General features: G+C 73.0%; 17 protein-coding genes and 1 pseudogene. 4 read left to right on the top strand and 14 right to left on the bottom strand.

Annotated features, from left to right (window positions below):
- Positions 1-107 precede the first annotated feature (107 nt).
- The 5 genes and pseudogenes from PV963_RS38015 to PV963_RS37995 form a co-directional block, all read right to left on the bottom strand.
- Positions 108-1,358: pseudogene (locus tag PV963_RS38015) on the bottom strand (lysylphosphatidylglycerol synthase transmembrane domain-containing protein); the annotation flags it as partial.
- On the bottom strand, positions 1,355-2,548 hold the full coding sequence (locus PV963_RS38010) for an SAM-dependent methyltransferase (protein WP_425540981.1): 1,194 nt from the start codon (positions 2,546-2,548) through the stop codon (positions 1,355-1,357). The gene PV963_RS38010 and the pseudogene PV963_RS38015, both read right to left, overlap by 4 nt.
- Positions 2,549-2,610: 62 nt before the next feature.
- Entirely contained in the window at positions 2,611-3,816 is a 1,206-nt protein-coding gene (locus tag PV963_RS38005) for a glycosyltransferase family 4 protein (protein WP_274820991.1), read from the bottom strand.
- Positions 3,813-4,211 (bottom strand): 6-pyruvoyl trahydropterin synthase family protein, encoded by a 399-nt coding sequence (locus PV963_RS38000; protein ID WP_274820990.1) that lies wholly within the window; start codon positions 4,209-4,211, stop codon positions 3,813-3,815. The genes PV963_RS38005 and PV963_RS38000 overlap by 4 nt, the downstream gene beginning before the upstream one ends.
- A 112-nt stretch (positions 4,212-4,323) precedes the next feature.
- Positions 4,324-5,304: a zinc-dependent alcohol dehydrogenase gene (locus tag PV963_RS37995; RefSeq protein WP_274820989.1), complete on the bottom strand. Its 981-nt coding sequence runs from the start codon at positions 5,302-5,304 to the stop codon at positions 4,324-4,326.
- Positions 5,305-5,412: 108 nt separating this feature from the next.
- On the opposite strand from PV963_RS37995, the gene PV963_RS37990 reads away from it, so the two are divergent.
- Positions 5,413-6,174, top strand: a complete 762-nt coding sequence (locus PV963_RS37990; protein ID WP_274820988.1) for a CDP-alcohol phosphatidyltransferase family protein — start codon at positions 5,413-5,415, stop codon at positions 6,172-6,174.
- A 12-nt stretch (positions 6,175-6,186) separates the two neighbouring features.
- On the opposite strand, the gene PV963_RS37985 is transcribed toward PV963_RS37990, so the two are convergent.
- Positions 6,187-6,567 (bottom strand): winged helix-turn-helix transcriptional regulator, encoded by a 381-nt coding sequence (locus PV963_RS37985; protein WP_086605030.1) that lies wholly within the window; start codon positions 6,565-6,567, stop codon positions 6,187-6,189.
- 121 nt (positions 6,568-6,688) lie between these two features.
- Here PV963_RS37985 and PV963_RS37980 point away from each other — a divergent pair, with 121 nt between their 5' ends.
- Complete coding sequence (locus PV963_RS37980; RefSeq protein WP_274820987.1) at positions 6,689-7,090, top strand: RidA family protein; 402 nt, start codon at positions 6,689-6,691, stop codon at positions 7,088-7,090.
- 52 nt (positions 7,091-7,142) lie between these two features.
- Here the strand turns inward: PV963_RS37980 and PV963_RS37975 are convergent, their stop codons facing one another.
- Positions 7,143-8,657, bottom strand: coding sequence for an ABC transporter substrate-binding protein (locus tag PV963_RS37975; protein WP_274820986.1), 1,515 nt, complete (start codon positions 8,655-8,657; stop codon positions 7,143-7,145).
- 153 nt (positions 8,658-8,810) lie between these two features.
- Here PV963_RS37975 and PV963_RS37970 point away from each other — a divergent pair, with 153 nt between their 5' ends.
- Both PV963_RS37970 and PV963_RS37965 read left to right on the top strand, forming a co-directional pair.
- The gene (locus tag PV963_RS37970; protein WP_274820985.1) at positions 8,811-9,773 is read left to right on the top strand and encodes an AAA family ATPase; all 963 of its coding nucleotides are present in this window, start codon (positions 8,811-8,813) and stop codon (positions 9,771-9,773) included.
- A gap of 54 nt (positions 9,774-9,827) precedes the next feature.
- Positions 9,828-10,220, top strand: coding sequence for an SCO5389 family protein (locus tag PV963_RS37965; RefSeq protein ID WP_274820984.1), 393 nt, complete (start codon positions 9,828-9,830; stop codon positions 10,218-10,220).
- Here PV963_RS37965 and PV963_RS37960 read toward each other — a convergent pair.
- The 7 genes from PV963_RS37960 to PV963_RS37930 all read right to left on the bottom strand — a co-directional run bounded on the left by PV963_RS37960 (position 10,207) and on the right by PV963_RS37930 (position 19,393).
- Entirely contained in the window at positions 10,207-11,070 is an 864-nt protein-coding gene (locus PV963_RS37960) for an alpha/beta fold hydrolase (RefSeq protein WP_274820983.1), read from the bottom strand. The genes PV963_RS37965 and PV963_RS37960 overlap by 14 nt on opposite strands.
- Before the next feature lie 142 nt (positions 11,071-11,212).
- Positions 11,213-13,255, bottom strand: coding sequence for an elongation factor G (fusA, locus tag PV963_RS37955; RefSeq protein WP_274820982.1), 2,043 nt, complete (start codon positions 13,253-13,255; stop codon positions 11,213-11,215).
- Positions 13,256-13,600: 345 nt separating this feature from the next.
- Complete coding sequence (locus PV963_RS37950; protein WP_274820981.1) at positions 13,601-14,515, bottom strand: YceI family protein; 915 nt, start codon at positions 14,513-14,515, stop codon at positions 13,601-13,603.
- Positions 14,516-14,705: 190 nt separating this feature from the next.
- Entirely contained in the window at positions 14,706-15,542 is an 837-nt protein-coding gene (locus PV963_RS37945; protein WP_274820980.1) for an NAD(P)H-binding protein, read from the bottom strand.
- Between the two features lie 64 nt (positions 15,543-15,606).
- A complete protein-coding gene (locus tag PV963_RS37940) occupies positions 15,607-16,698 on the bottom strand; it encodes a maleylacetate reductase (protein WP_274820979.1) in 1,092 nt (363 codons plus the stop codon).
- Positions 16,695-17,564: an intradiol ring-cleavage dioxygenase gene (locus PV963_RS37935; RefSeq protein WP_274820978.1), complete on the bottom strand. Its 870-nt coding sequence runs from the start codon at positions 17,562-17,564 to the stop codon at positions 16,695-16,697. Before PV963_RS37935 ends, PV963_RS37940 begins: the two co-directional genes overlap by 4 nt.
- 89 nt (positions 17,565-17,653) lie before the next feature.
- Entirely contained in the window at positions 17,654-19,393 is a 1,740-nt protein-coding gene (locus tag PV963_RS37930; protein WP_274820977.1) for an FAD-dependent oxidoreductase, read from the bottom strand.
- Positions 19,394-19,520 lie beyond the last annotated feature (127 nt).

Genomic DNA, 19,520 nt, shown 5'->3' with positions numbered 1-19,520 from the left:
GACCCGGCGCGCAGGCCCGCGTACCAGCGGGCGACGAGCACGACCAGGCCGGGCAGGCTCGCCACGAGGCTGAGCACCCCGTAGACGACCGCGACGGCGAGTCCCCGCCCGGCGCCCAGGCCCGCGGCGCCGAACGCCCAGGCGGTGACGCCTTCCCTCGGTCCCCAGCCGCCGACGTTCAGCGGCAGGCCCATGGCCAGCAGCGCCAGTACGGCGAGCGGCACCAGTACGGCCACGGAGGCGGCGGCTCCGGCGACACGGGCGGCGAGTACGAACATGGCGACGTAGCCTGCCAGGACGACCACGGAGGAGACGATGACTCCGGGCCCGTTGCGGCGGGACAGCAGCCCCTCGCGCGCCTCGGCGAGCGTGGCGCGCAGCGCCCGGCCCCGTCGGGAGGGCGCCGCGCGGTTCATGCGCAGGGCGAGGGCGACGGCGAGTGCGCCGAGTGCGGCCAGGACCGCGAGCGGGGCGATGTGCCGGGCCTCGGCCAGCACCGGCGAGGGCATGGTCAGCAGGACCACGGCCCCGACGGCGAACAACGCGATCTGCCCGGCGGCCCGTTCGAGGACGACGGCCTTCACGCCCCGCCGCACGTCCCCCTCGCTCTGCCCGTGCCGCACCGCCCGGTGCACGTCGCCGAGCACACCGCCGGGCAGCGCCGCGTTCAGGAACAGCGCCCGGTAGTAGTCGGCGACGGCCGGCCCGAACGGCAGCCGGATCCTCAGGCTCCGGGCCACGAGCGCCCATCGCCAGGCGCTGAACACGGTGGTGACGAGCCCGATTCCGAGGGCCAGCACCAGGGATGTTCCGTCGATGCGGCGCAGCCCGTCCAGGAAGACCCCGGTGCCCAGCCGCCACAGCAGCACGCCGAGGATGACGACTCCGGCGAAGGTGCCGAGGTGCGTACGGGCCTTGGGGGAGCCGAGCCGGGCGAGGGCGGTACGGACGGGGCCGGGACGGGAGGCCTCCGGGCGGGTCGTGGGCGTCGGGGTCTCGGCGTCGACCACGGCGCGTGGGGAGAGGGCCGGCTCGCCGAGTAGGCGCACGCCCGTGCCGTCGGCGACCGGGCACGGCACGTCCGGATCGGCCAGGGGCGCGATCGCGGTGCTCGTCCCGGCCCCGGCGGGCGAAGGACGGCCGCCGACGGTCGCCGACGGCCCGTCCGGGACCGTGGCGGCGAGCCGGCGCGACGGCTCGGCGGCGGCCGACGACGGCGCCGGAGCACCGGTTTCACCGAGCCGGCCCGCGCCGTCGGCGGTCTCCGGCAACCGGGCGGTGTCAGCGGGTTTCAGCCGCACACGCGTCCCCGCCACCGCGCCCCGTGGCGCGACGTCCACTCCCGCCCGCGGGCTCATGACGCTCCGCCCGCCGGGCGGCACAGGGCCAGTAGGTCGGTGTGGTGGACGGTGACGCGCAACTGGCCGGCGGCGCAGGCGGCCAGGCGTTCGGCCAGATAGGCGTCGGCGGCGGCGCGCAGGTCGGGACGCTCCTCGACGGCGGCGCCGACCCAGCCGCGCAGCCACTGCTCGGTGAGCGCGGCCTGCTCGGGGCCGAGCCGCCACGGGCTCGGATGCAGCCGTACCGTCGCGCCGTGCTCGGAGAACGCCTCGGTCGCCGCCGTCACCGCGTCGGGACCGAGCAGACCGTCGCGGCGCTGGTGGTCGTTGAACGCCTGGGCGATCTCCGAGTCCAGCGGGTGTGACGGCGTCAGTTCCACACGGCCGGCGACGGACAGCGTCAGCAGGGCCGGGCAGCCGGCTCCGGCGCAGGCGGCGGCGAGGGCGTCGACCTCCTCGCGGGTGAGGACGTCCAGCAGCGCGGACGCCGTCACCAGGGACGCGCCGCGCAGGGCGTCCGCGGTGAGGCGGGCGACGTCACCGCGCCGCGTCTCCGCCGTGACCCGGCTGCCGTCGGCGGCGGAGCGCGGGGAGGTGACGGCGGCGAAGTGCAGCAGGTAGGGGTCGCGGTCGTGCAGGATCCAGTGCTGCGCGCCGTCCAGGCAGGGGGCGAGCCAGCGGCCCATCGAGCCGGTACCGCACCCGAGGTCGTGGATGACGACACCGCCGGACTTGCCCGGCAGGTTGGCGAGCCGGATGCGCAACGGGTCGAGCAGATCGTGCGCCCGCGCGGCGGCGTCGGCCGACTCCCGCAACTCCAGCCACTCGGGCGCGTAACGGGGCGGATCGTCGGGGTCGGCCTCACGCAGCTTCACAGTGGGCCGTGCGCCGGGGTATCCGCTGGGGCCGGCGCCCGGGATGACGGCGTCCGCGGCCTGCGCCGGCCCGGACTGCCCGCTGAAGGCCGAGCCAGGGATCACGGCGTCCGCCGACCCGGCGGCCTGCCCGCCGGGACCCCCGCCCGGGATCACGGCGTCCGTCGACGGGGCCGCCTGCCCGCCAGGACCCGAGCCCGGAAGCACAGCACCCATCACCCCGGCGGCCTGCCCGCCGGCACCCCCGCCCGGGATCGTGGCACCCGCCGACGGGGCACCCTCCCCCGGCCCGGGATTGCCGCTCGGTCCCGCGCCCGGAATCACGCGGTCCATCGACTCGGCAGCCTCCCTCGGCCCAAGTTGGGCCGGAATCGTGTGGGTCGTCGCCGGGTTCGTCATGCGGCCCTCCGGGGGTCGGTCGGGAGCCGGCGCAGTACCGCCGCCAGGCTCTGTGCGGTCGCCGCCCAGCCGCCGAGGGCGACGCGGCGGCTGCGGGCGGCGGCCTTGAGGCGACGGCGTACGTCCGCCTCGCCGAACCAGCAGCGCAGCTCCGCGGCGATGGCGGCGGAGTTCTCCGGCGGGACGAGGATGCCGGGCACACCGCCGTCGGGGGCGCGGCCGACCGCCTCGGGGAGCCCGCCGACGTCCGTGGCCATGACCGGGATGCCACGCGCCAGTGCCTCGGTCACGGCCATGCCGTACGTCTCGGCGTACGAGGTGAGCACCATCAGGTCGGCGGTGGCGTAACGGGCGTCCAGTGCGGCGCCGGACTGCGGCCCCGCCAGCTCCAACCGGTCCTCCAGGCCGTGCTCGGCGATGAGGGACCGCAGATGGGCGACATACTCCGGGTCCTGAGTGAGACTGCCGACGCACACGCAGCTCCACGGCAGGTCGGTCACCGTGGCCAGCGCCTCCACCAGCCGGTGCTGTCCCTTGCGCGGGGTCACGGCGGCCACGCACAGCAGCCGTGAGACACCGTCGGTGCCGGGCGCGAGCGGCGCGATGTCGGCGCCGGGGGCCGCGACGTGCACCCGCTCCGGGGGAAGGCCGTGGTGGGCGACCAGACGGCGGACCGCCCAGTCGCTGGTGGCGATCACCGCCGGCACCGCCCGCAGCACCGCCCGCTCCTTGGCGTCGAGTTCGGCGGCCACGGCCGGGTCGAGGCCCGTCTCGTCGCCGAGCGGAAGGTGGACGAGGACGGCCATGCGCAAACGTTCCGCCTCGGGCACGACGATCTCCGGGACGCCGCAGGCGACCAGCCCGTCGAGCAGGACGACGGCACCGTCGGGCAAGCCGCTCAGGGCGCGGGCGAGTTCCGTACGGGCCGCCGCCCCAGGCCGGGGCCAGTCACCGGCCACGGCGTGCTTGGTCACCTGCCAGCCGAAGCCGGGCAGGTCCAGGCACACGCGCCGGTCGTAGGCGTTGCCGCCGCTGGGCGTGGCCGGGTCGTCGATGCCGCCCGGCAGCACGAAGTGCACGGTGCGCAGGGACATGGGGATGATCTCGGCGTTCTTCAGGGCGGCGTGCTGCACGGGTACATAATTCAGCCGCGCCGGTGCCGGTCCGCTCTGCCCGGGCCGTTCGATCGTCGTGTCGGTCACAGCGCACGCTCGTAACTCGCCCACGCGATGTGCGACTCGTGCAGGGTGACGGTCAGGCCCGCGATGCCCTTGGCGCCCTCGCCCAGCGCGCCCTTGTGGATGCGCTCGGCGAGCCGGTCGGCGATGACCTTGGCGAGGAACTCCGTGGAGGTGTTGACACCGGCGAAGTCGGGCTCGTTGTCGAGGTTGCGGTAGTTCAGCTCGCCGACCACCGCCCCGAGTTCCTGGGTCGCCAGCCCGATGTCGACGACGATGTTGTCCTCGTCCAGCTGTTCGCGCCGGAACGTGGCGTCCACGAGGAAGGTGGCCCCGTGCAGGCGCTGCGCCGGTCCGAAGACCTCGCCGCGGAAGCTGTGGGCGATCATGATGTGATCGCGGACGGTGATGCTGAACAACGGACGACCCTCCAGGTGCGGCGCGTCTGCTCCCCCGCCATGGTGCCGGGGATGCCGAGTAGTACGGCTCCTTGCCTTCCCCTGTTCAGCCTCCGGTACGTCTTTTCTCAGGTCAGGCGCTCTCGCCGTAGCGGACGCGGTGGCACAGCGCCGGGATCTCGCCCGAGGCGAGCCTCGGCAGCACGTCCGGCAGGTCCTCGAAGGCGGACTCGCCGGTGACCAGGGCGTCGAGGGCCGGGTCGGCGAGCAGGTCGAGGGCGAGGGCGAGCCGGTCGGCGTAGGTGCGGTTCGGCCGGGCCGGGGAGACGGTGCCGACCTGGCTGGAGCGGATGACGAGCCGCCGGGAGTGGAAGGCCTCGCCGAGCGGCACGCTCACCCGCCGGTCGCCGTACCAGCTCAGTTCGAGCACGGTCCCTTCGGCGGTGAGGAGTTCCAGGGACCGGGCGAGGCCCTGCTCGGTGGCGCTGGCGTGGACGACCAGATCGCACTCGCCGAGGGCGTCCTCGGGAGAGGCGAAGCCCACGCCCAGCGCTTTTGCGATCCCGGCCCGGCCCGGGTCGGCGTCGACCAACTGGACGCGGACGCCGGGGAACCGGGCGAGCAGCGCGGCCATGGAGGAGCCGACCATGCCCCCGCCGACCACGGCGATCCGGTCGCCGACCAGGGGCGCGGCGTCCCACAGGGCGTTGACGGCGGTCTCCACGGTCCCCGCGAGCACGGCCCGCTCGGCCGGCACGGCGTCCGGTACGGGCGTGACGGCGCTCGCCGGGACGACGTACCGGGTCTGGTGCGGGTAGAGGCAGAACACCGTACGGCCGGCGAGCGCCTCGGGGCCCTCCTCCACCACACCGACGTTGAGGTAGCCGTACTTCACCGGCCCCGGGAAGTCGCCCTCCTGGAACGGCGCCCGCATGGCCGAGTGCTGGCTGACGGGCACGCCGCCGCGGAAGACGAGCGTCTCCGTGCCGCGGCTGACGCCGGAGTACAGCGTGCGGACCAGCACCTCGCCCTCGCCGGGCTCCGGCAGGGCGACGTCCCGGATACCGCCTCGCCCAGGCGAGTCGATCCAGAACGCACGTCCGGTGTGCTTCATCGAAGTCCTCCTGAACGATCGGGAAGCTGCTTGCGTACCGAGGGGTGCACAGGCCGCGCACAAGGTAGCGGCGTTGATCGACTCTGTCACACGGCCGGAGGGTGTTCGGTGGCCCTGAACAACACTTACGACGCGAGGCTCGTACAGCAGGAGACCGCCCTGGGGGCGGGCGTGCAGATCCTGCTGCTGGCCCTGATCGGCACGGCGATCGGGATGGGCCCGGCGGGCTGGCTGACCGGCCTCGCGTTCGCGATCGCCACCTGGGCGGTGCTCTCCCGGGCCCTGCACCGCTCCCGGCTGCGCTCGTTCGGCGCGGCGAACCGGGTCACCCTCGGCCGGGCCACCCTCGTCGGCGGCGTCACCGCGCTGGTCGCGGACTCCTTCCAGAGCTCGCCGCCCGTGTCGTTGTTCGTCGGCCTGACGGCGGTGGCCCTGATCCTCGACGGCGTCGACGGCAAGGTCGCCCGCCGCACCGGCACCTCCACCCCGCTGGGCGCGCGCTTCGACATGGAGGTCGACGCGTTCCTGATCCTGGTGCTGAGCGTGTACGTGTCGATGCAACTGGGCCCGTGGGTGCTGCTGATCGGCGGTATGCGGTACGTCTTCGTCGGCGCGGCCCGCATCTGGCCCTGGCTGACCGCCGCCCTCCCGCCGAGCACCGCCCGCAAGACGGTCGCGGCACTCCAGGGCGTGCTTCTGCTGCTGGCGGGCGCCGATCTGCTGCCGTACGCGGCCAACTTCGGGGTCGCGGCCCTGGCCCTGGGCCTGCTGGTGTGGTCGTTCGGGCGTGATGTGCTGTGGCTGTACCGCACCTCGCGGGTCGAGGAGCCCCCGGCCCGGCGCCAGGTGCGGGAACTGGTCGCGAGCTGACGCCCCGACCGGTCAGGCGTCGAACCGGCCGCGCGCCGACTCGATGTGCCCGAGGTACTCATGGGTCCAGCCGCAGATCAGGTCGACCGTGGCGCGCAGGGCCCGGCCCGGTTCGGTGAGGGTGTACTCGACCTTCGGCGGCACGGTGGGGTGCACCTTCCGGTCGACCAGGCCGTTGCGCTCCAGCATCCGCAGGTTCTGCGTGAGCATCTTGTGGCTGACGCCCTCGACCTCGTCCCGCAACTCGCTGAAGCGCAGGGTGCGTTCGCCGAGGGCCTCGATGATGAGCAGCGCCCACTTGTTGGCGACGTCCGAGAAGATCTCCCGCGCCAGGGAGTCCGCCCGCCGCAGGTCCGCGTTCTCCGGCAGGTCCCTCAACTGCTTGGTCACCATCTGGTTCCCCCGTCACTGAAAAGTGCGTTCTTCCAGGTCAACGCAGACTCTCCTACGGTTTCCGAGTAACCGCAAGAGAGCGAGAGAGCGCGGGTCCGCGCTCGACGGAAGGACGGGAACCATGAGCACGATCGATGTCTACGACCACGCCATACCGGCGGAGAGCCACTTCGGCTACGCGCAGGCGATCAGGTCCGGCGATCTGATCCACGTCTCCGGACAGCTCTCGTTCGACGAGGCGGGCGGCTTCCGCCCGGAGGACGACGTCGCCACTCAACTGGAGGGGACCTACGCCAACCTCGACAAGGTACTGGCCCACTACGGCGTCACGCGCAACCAGATCGTCTCCCAGACGCTGTACGTGGTGGACCTGGTGAAGAACGCCGACTTGGTGGCGGAGGGCAACCGGGCCTACTTCGGCGCCCACCGCCCGGTCAGCACGGCCCTGGGCGTCACCGAACTCACCTTCCCCGGACAGGCGGTGGAGATCAGCTGCGTGATCGACACGAAGCTGCCGGCGTGAACCGGGCGGCGGACCCTGGTCGGAGACGATCGTAGATCTTGGCGGGAGACGATCAGCGACGGGTCCCCGTGCCCACCAGGGCCCTCTCGTACGGGTCGAGGACGACTCCCCTGCCTTCGGTGGAGACGCCGGCGATGATCTGCTGGTGGGCCAGCGGCACGACCGCGTCCGTGCCGAGGACCGCGGCCTCGGCGGCCATGGCAGCGTCCTGCCGCTCGCCCGTGCCGTCGGTCCGGTCGGCCTTCTCGACGGCCCGGTCGACGTTCTCGTCGCACAGCAGGGCCAGGTTGTAGCCGCCGTCGCAGGTGTAGTCACTGGCGAGGATGCCGACGGGGTCGCCGGTGTCCAGCAGGCTGTTGCGGGCGCCGATGAACGCGTCGAACTTCCCGGCCAGCGCGTCGCTCTCCAGCCGTGAGTACTCGCGCACTTCCAGCTGCACCGTGAAGCCGGCCTTTTCGAGCTGCTGTTGCACGACCTGGGCGACCTCGGGGAGTTCGGGCCGGTTGTCGTAGGTGGCGAGGGTGATCCGCGTGCCGTCGGGCCGGGCGGCGGCCGCGCGCCCCGTCGGCTTCACCCGCTTGCTCTCGGCCCAGGTGACGGCGGGACCGTAGATGCCGGCGCCCGGGTCGGCGTACCCCTCGAAGACGCCCTTGACGATGACGGAGGAGTCGACCGCCGTGCGCGCGGCGGCGCGCAGCTTCGGGTCCTTGAAGGGGCCGGTCCTGGTGTTGAGGTGAAGGCTGGTCGTCCGGGTGGTGCCGGCTTCCTTGAGGGTCGCCTCGTCGAGGGTGGCGGCCTGGGCGACGGGGATCGCCTCGGCGATGTCCACGTCGCCGGTGCGCACCGCGTTGGCGCGCGCGGTGCCGTCCTTGACGAAGCGCGCGTCGATACCGGAGGCATGGGCGCGCCCGCCCCAGTAGTCGTCGAAGCGGTCGAGGGTCGCGGAGCCGCCGCTGTTGGCCTTGGTGATCTCGAAGGGCCCGGTGGCGGTGCCGACGGGCGTGGGCGCGCCCTTCTTCTCGTACGCCTTCGGGGAGAGGATCGCCAGGCTCGGGCTGGACAGGCGCATGGGCAGGACGGGGTCGGCCGCGGCGGTGGTGATACGTATGCCGCGGCTGCCGTCGGCCTCGGCGTCGAGGGTGACACCGGCGAGGGCGGCGGGCAGGGGCTTCGCCTTCGTGGCGCGGGTGAGCGCGTCGGCCACGGCGGCCGGGGTGACGTCCGTGCCGTCCTGGAAGGTGGCCTCGCGCAGGGTGAACCGCCAGGTGCGGTCGCTCTCGCGCCGCCAGGACTCGGCGAGCGCCGGGGCCGCGGCGCCGTTGGCGTCCAGGGCGGTCAGCCCCTCGGTGACGCCGAGCCGGCTCAGGAGCGTGGCGTCGGCTCCGTACGGCGAGAAGTTCTCGGCAGGCGGGAAGGCGAGGGCGACACGCAGCCGCGAGCCTGACGGCCCGCCGTCCGACGACGACTCCCCGCCGGGGGAGGCGAAGCAGCCCGCCAGACCTGGGACGAGGACGAGGACGGCGAGGAACCGGAAGGGACTCTTGATGCTCAGATCACGCACTTGCACAGCATATGCATCAAGGACGAGGCACTGCTCGGCCGGGGGACCGCCCCTCGGACGCCACCGCAAAACCCATACGGCGCAGGCGATTTGACAGCGATGACGATCACTCCCTAAACCTAGCCACATGACATCCATTTTCAAAAAGGCGGTGTGGTCGTGAGGGTCGCGTTCGTCGGCAAGGGCGGCAGCGGCAAGACCACGCTGTCGGCGCTCTTCTCCCGCCACCTGGCGCGCTCGGGCGCCCCGGTCCTCGCCATCGACGGCGACATCAACCAGCACCTGGCCGAGGCGCTCGGCGAGGAGGAGAAGTCCGCCCCTCCCCTGGGCGAGCACCTGGCCGAGATCAAGGACTTCCTGCGCGGCACGAACCCACGCATCACCTCCCGCGAGGCGATGATCAAAACGACTCCCCCGGGACGCGGCTCCCGCCTCCTGCGCCCACTGGGCGACGACGAACTGCACGCGCGGCACGTCGGCCGGGCGGGCGGCGTCCCGCTGATGGTCACGGGCGAGTTCGACGAGTCCGACCTGGGCGTGGCCTGCTACCACTCCAAGCTGGGCGCGGTCGAGCTGTACCTCGGCCACCTGGCGGACGGCGCCGGCGAGTACGTCGTGGTCGACATGACGGCGGGCGCGGACGCCTTCGCCTCCGGCCTGTTCACCCGCTTCGACATCACCTTCCTGGTTGCGGAACCCACCCGCAAGGGCGTCTCGGTCTACCGCCAGTACCGCGACCACGCGGAACAGTTCGGCATCCGCATCGCCGTCATCGGCAACAAGGTGACCTGCGAGGACGACCTCCTCTACCTCAAGGAACAGGTAGGGGACGACCTCCTGACCTACCTGGTCCAGTCCCCCTGGGTCCGCGCGGCCGAACAGGGCCGCACCGAGGGCGGCCTGGACGCGCTGGACTCCCTGGAGCCGCACAACCGCCACGCACTCACGCTCCTCCGCGAGGCAGTCGACGCCCACCCCCGCGACTGGGACCGGCTCCACCGCCACGCCGTCGAGTTCCACCTGCGCAACGCCCGAGCGTGGGCGGACGCCCGCACGGGCGAGGACCTGGCGACCCAGGTCGACCCGGACTACGTCCCCGGCGGCACCCCGCCGAACACCTGACCACCTCCCGCCCCCTAACGCCCTACCGCCAACCAGACAGGACGCCACTCCCCCATGTCTCTCGACGTCTCCCCGAAGCTCCTCACCGAAGCCGAGCAGGGTGACATCCGCGAGGAGGACTTCGTGGACACGGTCCGCACGTCCCTCCCCTACGCCTACGACCTGATCGCCTCCCTCGCCACCGAACTCCACGACGGCCAGTCCGACTTCACCGACAACCAGACCCCTCCCCGCTCCGAACAGGAGCGCGGCCAACTCCTGCGCGCCCTCGCCAGCGACGCGATCCGCACGAGCCTGGAACGCCACTTCGGCATCACCCTGGCCTTCCAGAACTGCCACCGCGTGGCGGCGTTCCGCCCGGAGGCGCGGGACGGGGAGACGTATGCGCGCTTCACGTCCGTACGGTCCCAGGTCCTGAATCAGTCGCCGGAGTTCAGGGACTGCTGACAGCGCCGCCATCGCCCAGGAAAGCCACCACGGCGGTCACGAACCGCCCCCGATCGTCCAGCCACGGAACGTGCGCCGCCCCGCTCTGCACGACCAGCTCGGCACTCGGGAACAACCCCGCGTACTCCTTCATCACGCGCGCTGGCCCCGCCACGTCGTACTCCCCGGCGAGGACGAGCACCCGTGAGGCAACCGCGGCAAGGGCGCTCCGGGTGCCATCGGGGTCGAAGGCACCGTCGGAGGCGTAGCGAGCGGCGGCTTCGTCGTTGCGCTGTCGCTGCTCCGCCGCGCGAAAGGCCTGGGCCTCGTCGTCCCAGCGGCCGAACCAGAAGGGGGCGACGGCGTCCCAGTCGCCGGCCGTCGCCCGGCCGGCCGTGATGGCCTCCAGGGACGCGTACGCCGGGGCGAACCATGGTTCGTCCCGGCGCAGGCGTGCCGTCTCCAGCCGGTCCTCGGCGGTGATGCCGAGGCCGACGGCGAAGACGCTGGGCGTGATCAGGGCGAGCCGGCCCACGCGGTCCGGATGGCGGGCCGTGTACAGCGCGGCCAGATTGGCACCGGCGCAGTGCGCGAGCAGGTCCAGCCGCTCCAGACCCAGCTCCTCACGCAGCGCCTCGACATCGGCGACCTGTCGATCACAGCGGTATGACGCCGTGTCCTGCGGCACGGCCGAACTGCCGCTGCCCCTGAGGTCCAGGCGGATCAGGGTGCGGTGGGCAGTCAGGCCGCCCAGGTCCCCCAGGTAGACCGAGTCCTGCATCGGGCCACCGGGGAGACAGACCAGGGGCGGGCCGTCCCCCGACAGGTGGTAGGCGAGGGTGGTGCCGTCGGGGGCGGTGAAGGTGGGCATGGGCGCGAGGGTGGCAGGAGGCGGAAGCTGGGGCAACCGGATATCCGCCGAATGTCAGCCGTCCACCGTGCCGTCGACGGTGGTGTCCTGGCCGTGCGCGGTCGGCCCCCGCCCTTCCGGGCAGGGGCCGACCGCCGTCCTGCTACCGCACCGGTGTCGCGGCCGGCGCCGGCGCGTAGCCGGTGGGCCGGGTCGTGAAGGTGCCGCGGCCCTGGGTGCGGCTGCGCAACCGGGTCGCGTAGCCGAAGAGTTCGGCCAGCGGCACGGTGGCGGTGACGACCGCCGCGCCCGCGCGGGTGACCGACCCGGTCACCCGGCCGCGCCGGGCGGCGAGGTCGCCGAGCACGCCGCCCACCGCGTCCTCGGGCACGGTGACCGTGACCTCGACGACCGGCTCCAGCAGGACCATCGCGCAGGCCCGCAGGGCCTCGCGCAGCCCCAGGCGGCCGGCCGTGCGGAACGCCGTGTCCGAGGAGTCCTTCACATGGGTCGCCCCGTCGGTGAGGGTGACGCGCAGCCCGGTCACCGGGTGCCCGCCGAGCGGCCCCTCGGCGAGGGCGTCGCGGCAGCCCGCCTCGACCGCCCGGACGTACTCCTGCGGCACGCGCCCGCCGACGACGGACGAGCGGAACGCGAACCCACCCTCCTCGTACGGTTCCACGTCGAGGACGACATGGGCGAACTGCCCCGCCCCGCCGTCCTGTTTGACGTGCCGGTAGACCAGCCCGGACACGCCCCGGGCGACGGTCTCGCGGTAACTGACCCGGGGGCGGCCGACGTTGACCTCCAGCCCCAGCTCGCGCCGGAGCTTTTCCACCGCCACCTCCAGGTGCAGTTCACCCATGCCCGACAGCACGGTCTGCCCGGTCTCCGGGTCGGTCCGCACGACCAGCGAGGGATCCTCCTCGGTCAGCCGGGCCAGTCCGGACGCCAGACGGTCGGTGTCGCCGGCCCTGCGGGACTCGACCGCGACCGAGACCACCGGCTCCGGCACGCCCGGCGGTTCCAGGACGAGCGGGGCGCCCGGCGCGCACAGGGTCGAGCCGGCGCGGGCCGACTTGAGCCCGACGACGGCGACGATGTCCCCGGCGACCGCCCGGTCCAACGGTGCGTGCCGGTCGGCCTGGACGCGCAGGATGCGGCCGACGCGCTCGGTGCGTCGCGCGTTCGCGTCCCACAGGGTGTCTCCCTTCTCGATCGTCCCGGAGTAGATCCGCAGGTAGGTCAGCCGTCCTGTCGGGGTGGCGTGCACCTTGAAGGCGAGGGCGGCAGGTGGCGCCACCGGGTCGGCGGGCCGCTCCTGCTCTTCGCCGTCGTGTGTGCCCCTGACCGGCGGCACGTCCAGCGGCGACGGCAGATAGGCCACGACCGCGTCGAGCAGCGGCTCCACACCGCGGTTGCGGTACGCGGACCCGCACAGCACCACCACGCCGTCGCCGTCGCGGGTCACGTCCCGCAGTGCCGAGGAGAGGGTCCGCTCGCCGAGCGTGCCCGTGTCGCAGAACTCCTCCAGGGCGCCCGGGTGGAGTTCCGCCACGGCCTCCTCCAGCGCCCGGCGGCGTGCGAGGGCCTCGTCCCGGAGGTCGTCCGGCAGCGGCGTGTCCTCGAAGGTGTCGCCGTCGGCCCACCGCAGGGCACGCATGCGTACCAGGTCGACGATGCCGGTGAACGTGTCCTCCGAGCCGATCGGCAGCTGCACGACCAGCGGGGCCGGGTGCAGCCGCTGCCGGATCGACGCGACGGCCGCGTCGAGGTCGGCACCGGCGCGGTCCATCTTGTTGACGAAGGCGATCCTCGGTATGCCGTGCCGGTCGGCCTGCCGCCACACCGACTCGCTCTGCGGCTCCACCCCGGCCACCGCGTCGAACACGGCCACCGCGCCGTCGAGGACCCGCAGCGCACGCTCCACCTCGTCGGCGAAGTCGACGTGCCCGGGGGTGTCGATCAGGTTGATCCGGTGACCGTCCCAGGCGCAGCTCACCGCCGCGGCGAAGATGGTGATGCCCCGGTCCCGCTCCTGCGGGTCGAAGTCGGTGACGGTCGTGCCGTCGTGGACCTCGCCGCGCTTGTGCGTGGTTCCGGTGGCGAACAGGATCCGTTCGGTGACGGTGGTCTTGCCGGCGTCGACGTGGGCGAGGATGCCGAGGTTGCGGACGACGGCGAGCGGGTTGTGGTTGATGCGCACGGCCCAGGGCCTTTCGAAGCGTTCAGGAAAGGGGCAGCGCGATTACCGGGCGAGGCGGGCATGGCGCGGGGCCATGCAGACGCAGCTTGCTGACGTCACGTCAGCAAGCTGCGGCACATGCTGTTCAGACGTTCGTCCCGGTCATCCGGTGTCCGCCGCGCAGCGGGCACCGGCGCGACGAGGACACGAGGATCACCTCGTAGCGCGGCAGGGAGACGGTGGCAGCGGTGCGGTCACGCATGGCCGTCTCCCTTCGTTCGTCACGACGGTGCGCCGCCGCTCAAGTCGTGGGCGGCGCCGGGTACTCGGTGAGTGTAGGGAGGGCGGAGGGAACCGGGCCAGGGATTATTCCGGCGGGGTCGGGGTGTCGTGGGTCCGGTACATCGCCTGGACGTCCAGCTCCAGCTGCACGGTCGGACCGACCACCGCGATGCCCCGGGCCAGCATCGAACGCCAGTTGAGCGTGAAGTCCTCGCGGTGCAGCTCCGCCGTCGCCAGGGCCGCGCAGCGCAGTTCCTGCCCGTAGCCGCCGTTCACCGTGCCGAGGTAGGTGGTGTCCAGCGAGACCGAGCGGCTGACGCCGTGCATCGTGAGGGAGCCCAGCAGCGTCCACTTGCTGCCGCCCCGGTAGGCGAAGCGGGCGCTCGTGAAGTCGATGTACGGGAAGCGTTCGACGTCCAGGAAGTCGGCGGACCGCAGGTGGTTGTCGCGGGTGGTGTTGCCGGTGTTGATGCTGGAGGCGTCGATGCGGACGTGCACCCGGGAGTCGGTCATGTCCTGGGCGATCCGGATCCCGCCCTCGAAGCGTTCGAAGCGGCCGTGGACATGGGCCATGCCGACGTGCTTGGCGATGAACCGGATCGCGGTGTGCGGCGGGTCGAAGAGCCAGGTTCCGGGCGTCGGCAGCTGGAGGGCCTCGGCCGGACGCAGCCAGACCCGCTCGGTGGGCGCCGACGCGCCCATCGCGATCTCGATGGTCTCGCGGTGCGGCTGAAGGCCCTCCGCCGCGATCATCAAGCTGTACCGGCCGGGCGGCAGCGCGGCGAGGAAGTAGCCGTACGGGTCGGTCGTCCCGCGGGCTGCCACCCGGTGGGTGTCCAGCGCGGTGACGGTGACGTCCGCGGCCGCCAGGGGCGTGCCCATGGGGTCGACGACCTCGCGGGCCACGGCACCCGCGCCGGAGGGCAGGGGGAGGGCGAGGCCCGCCGCTGCGGCGGAGGCGCCCCTGAGTCGTCGGCGCCTGAGCAGTGCGAGGGCCATGTGGTTCACCTTTCATCGGGGCGGCACGGCCGTACGGGCGGCGAGGTCAGCGCACGCCTACGGCCGCACCATGCTGCGGTCACACCCCCTTGTCGATCTTGCGGGACCGGTCTCCGGGACGGGTGTCTCATTACGAGACACCCGGAGACGCCCTGACAGTGGGAGACGGCCGGAGACGTCCGCTCGGCGCCTACGCCTTGAACGCGTCCGCGTGTTCCGCCGCCCAGTGGGCGAAGGTGCGGGCCGGGCGGCCGGTGACCTTCTCGACGGTGCCGACGACCGTGCGGCCCACCTCGGGGGTGTTGCCGTACGCCTCCAGCAGGAAGCCGATCACGTCCTCCGGGAGGCCCGTCGCCCGCCACTGCTCGACGGCCTGTTCCTCGGTCAGCTCGACCAGCGTGACCTGACGGCCGACGGCGGCGGCGATCGTCGCCACCTTGTCGCCGACGGTGAGCAGTTCGGGGCCGGTGATCACGTACTCCTGGCCTCCGTGGCCCTCCTCCGTGAGCGCGACCGCGGCGACGGCGCCGATGTCGCCCTCGTGGACCATGGCACTCAGCCGTGCGACGAACGGCTCCCGCACCTCGCCCGAGGCCACGATCCCGTCCGCCCACTCCAGGGCGTTGGCCATGAACTCGACCGGCATGAGCACGGTCCAGTGCACACCGTCGTCGGCACGCACCGCGTCCTCCAGCGGGGTGGGCCCGCCGCCGTGCAGCACGGTGATTCGGCGGACGCCGGCCGAGCGGGCCAGCTCAAGGATGCGCGGGCCGGTCTCCAGCGGGGTGAAGGCGGCGCCGCCGAAGGTGATCAGATGGAGGCCGGTGACCCCCTCCAGCGCCGGGGCCAGGCCGTCCGGTTGGGTCAGGTCGCCCTCGACGACCTCCACACCGGCCGGGAAAGCGGCCTTCGCGGCGTCCCGGGTGAGGGCGCGGACCTCGTGCCCCCGGGCGAGCAGTTCGGCTACGACCTGGCGGCCGACGGTTCCGGTGGCGCCGGTGACAAGAATCTTCTGCGTCTGCGTCATGGCACGACCATAGGAAGCCTTGCGGTCACTTTCTGTCCGCAAGTCTGTCTCCGCTGTGCATCCGCTAAAGGGTGGTTTCCCCGGCCGGCTCCGGCGGGCCGCCCTCGTACGCCGCTCGCAGCACGGCCCGGGCCTCGTCCGCCGTCACCGGGCGCGGGTTGGCGTACGGCTCGCCCGCGACCCGGTCCGCCGCCGGTGTCACATCGCCTTCCGCGAGGCCGAGTCCGGCGAGGGAACGCGGTGCTCCGAGGCGCCCGGCCAGCTCCCACAGGGCGCGGGGCGGGTCGTCGGCGCCGAGGGCCCGTCGCAGTACGGTCAGCGCGTGCGGGGCGGCGGGGGTGTTGTAGGCGAGGACGTACGGCAGCACGACGGTGTGCGTCTCGGCGTGCGGCAGTCCGAAGGTGCCGCCCAGCACGTGGCACACCTTGTGGTGCAGGCCCATCGTGGTCGAGCCGAGGCACGTGCCGCACAGCCAGGCCGCGTACAGCGCCCGGCTGCGCGCGTCGAGGTCCTCCGGGTCGGCGGCCAGTCGCGGCAGTGCCTCGGTCATCGCCCGCACGCCCTCCTCGGCCATGACCGAGACCAGCGGCGAGGTGTCCGGGGCGTACAGCGCCTCGACGGCGTGCGCGAGCGCGTTGACGCCGCTGGTCACGGTCAGCGGCACGGGCAGGGAGAGGGTGAGACGGGGGTCGTAGACGACGCTGCGGGGCTGGACGACCGGGTCGCGGCCGGTGCGCTTGGTGCCGTGCTCGGTCAGGCCCCACACGGGGGTCATCTCGGAACCCGAGTAGGTCGAGGGCACGGCGATCAGCGGCAGCCCGGTGCGCAGCGCGATCGCCTTGCCGAGTCCGATGGCGGAGCCCCCGCCGACCGCGACGCAGCCGTCCGCCCCGGCCGCCCGTACCGCCGCGACGGCCCGGTCGGCGTCCTCGACGGGGACGTGCATCCGGGCCTCGGCGTGCACTCCCACGCAGGCGTCGCCGAGCGCGTCCGCGACCGCCCGGGCGACTGCTTCGCCCCGGCTGCCGCAGACCACGAGCAGCCGCCGCAGGCCCAGGCGTGCGGCCTCGCCCGGGGTCGCGGTGACGGCCGCGCCGGGCCGGAACACGACCCGGACGGGCCGGGTCTCGTACGAGAAGTCACTCGGGAACGTCATGCGGCACGCTCCAGTACGAGGTCGAAGCGGGCGTGCCGGAAGGGGTTCGCCACGCCGAACTCTCGCGCCAGGGCCGGGTCGTCGGTCTGCGCGAAGTCCTGGACGAGGCTCTCCTTCACGGCGAACACCGCGTCGGAGTCGAGGTAGTCGCCGCCGGCCACGAAGATGTGCGTGGTGAGGGGCGTGTGTCCCTCGGCCGTGGCGATGAAGTGGATGTGCGCGGGGCGGTAGGGGTGCCGCCCGGTCGCGCGCAGCAGCCCGCCGACGGGGCCGTCGGTGGGGATCGGGTACGGCGCCGGGGCACAGGTGCGGAACCAGAAGCGGCCCTCGGGGTCGGCGGTGAACAGTCCGCGTCCGTTGCCCGCGGGCTGGACGCCGGGCTGCTGGACGTCGTAGAAGCCCTTGTCGTCGGCCTGCCAGACGTCGACGACGGCGCCGGGCAGCGCTGTGCCGTCCGCGGACAGCACCCGGCCGCCGACCACGCACGGTTCGCCGCCGCCCACCAGGTCGATGTCGTCGCCGAGGGCGCGGACCGGCGACTCGGTCATGTGGAAGGGGCCGAGCACGGTGGACTCGGTGGCGCCGGGCGCGCGGTGGCCGTTGACGGTCTCCACGAGCATGGACAGCCCGAGCACGTCCGACAGCAGGATGAACTCCTGCCGGGTGTCGGTGCAGGCCCGCCCGGTCGCCGTCAGAAAGCCGATCGCCCGCTCCCACTCCTGCTGGGTCAGCCGGGTCTCGCGCGCGAAGTCGTGCAGATGGCGGACGAGGCCGGTGAGCAGCTCGCGCAGCCGCGGGTCGGTGGTCCCCCGGAGGCTGGCGAGGGCCTGCTCGGTGACGCCGGCCCCGGTCGTGTCGGTGGTCATCCCGGCTCCTCGTCATCGACGTCCGTTACTTCCATGATTGCGCGCTCAGGCGCGTCCGATCCCGCACTCAGAGGCGTCCGATTCCGCGCTCAGGCGTGTCCGAGGATGGTCCGCAACGCGTCCGTGAGCAGTTCGCCGGCGTCCGGCGCGGCGGACGCGTGCCGGAAGGCGACGAAACCGTCGGGGCGCACGAGCAGGGCGCCCGCGTCGGAGATCTCGCTCAGGCGCGCCCAGTCGCCGTACGGGTCCTCGTACTCCTGCCCCGGCCCGATCACCACGGTGGCGATCTCCACCTCCTGGGCCCCGGCCGCCCGCACCCAGTCCTCTCCCCCGATGCCGGTCAGCAGGGTGAAGCGGCCCCGGCCGACCGTGTCGAGGGTGGAGAGCGTGCGGGAGCCCGAGGTGATCCAGGCGTGCGGGAGCCGGGCGCCGGGGCGGGAGGAGGGCTGGTGGTGCAGCTCGGGGTCGCGGGCGAAGCCGGGGTCGGCCGTGCCGTCCGGGACGATCGCGCCGGAGGTGTAGCGCTGGTTGAGGTCGACGCCGTGCGCGTTGAACTCGTACGCCTTGAAGGCGATCGCCTCGCGCAGCTCCGCGCGCTGCTTCTCGGCGGCCTCGGTGGCCTCCTTGCGGGCGGCGATGTTGGCCCACAGCTGCTCGGGGGTCTGCGGGGAGAGCCCGTCGAGGGCCTCGAAGATCGGGGCGGTCTCGCGGATCGACCGGTTGGCGCGGGTGACGATCTGCCGGCCGATGGGCGCGCGCTCGGCGGTGTAGCTGTCGAGCAGCCTGGGGTGGGCGGTGCCGTCGAGGACGAGTTTGAGCTTCCAGGCCAGGTTGTAGGCGTCCTGGATGGAGGTGTTGGAGCCGAGGCCGTTGGACGGGGGATGCCGGTGCACGGCGTCGCCGGCGCAGAAGACGCGGCCGTTCGCGTAGCTCTCCGCGTACATCTCGTTGACGGTCCACGCGGAGGACGACTTGACGGTCACGGGGATGTCGTCGTCTCCGACGAGCCCCCGCACGACGGATTCGGCGTACTCGGTGGTCAGGTCCGGGGCGCCCGCGGTGACGTCGTAGCCCCACACGATCAGCCACTCGGTCCAGGGGCGGACGCAGCGCACCAGGCCCGCGCCGATGCCGCCGACCGTCGCGCCGGGCGCGAGGACCCAGTACAGGGTGGCCGGGCGGTGGGCGGTGTACTTCGCCAGATCCGCCTCGAAGACGATGTTGATGCTGCCGGCCACGCCCATCTGGCCGCCCATCGGCAGCCCGGCGTCCGCGGCGACCTTGGAGCGTCCGCCGTCGGCGCCGATCAGGTACTTGGCGCGGATCTCGTACGTGTCCCCGCGCAGCCGGTCGTGGACGGTGGCCGTGACGCCGTCGGCGTCCTGGGTGTGGGAGAGGTACTCGGTCTGGAAGCGGAGCTGGGTGCCGCGGGCGACGGCCGCGTTCACCAGGACCGGCTCCATGAGGTGCTGCGGCATGTCGCACATGCGGGTGGGGCTGGCGAGTTCGTGTTCCGCCTGTACGAGGGGGTCGTTGCCCCAGGAGCGCACCCGGCCCAGTTCCTCGCCCGCGAGGCTGGTGCAGAACGTCGTGTTGCCCATCAGGTGCTGCGGCGTGGCCTGCGCGACGACCTCCTGCTCGACGCCGAGGTCGCGCAGTACCTCCATGGTGCGCTGGTTGGTGATGTGCGCGCGGGGCGTGTCGGCGAGGCTCGCGTAGCGGGTCACCACGATGTTGGGCACGCCGTAGGTGCTCAGGGCGAGCGCGGCCGAGGCACCGGCGGGGCCGCTGCCCACGATCAGGACGTCGGTCTCGACGACGGTGGACACGGGCGCTCCTGCGGGGGTTACGGGGAGATACGGGGGGGTACGGGGCGGACATCGAGCGCCATGATCATGGAGTGGCTCGGCCGGTCGCGGGTGTCTCATTACGAGACACCCGTTCGCGAAGAGGAGC

The organism is Streptomyces coeruleorubidus, assembly GCF_028885415.1.
GTDB classification, from domain to species: domain Bacteria; phylum Actinomycetota; class Actinomycetes; order Streptomycetales; family Streptomycetaceae; genus Streptomyces; species Streptomyces coeruleorubidus_A.
The sequence above is the reverse complement of the archived record's forward strand: the minus strand, read 5'-3'. Positions and strand labels throughout refer to the sequence as shown.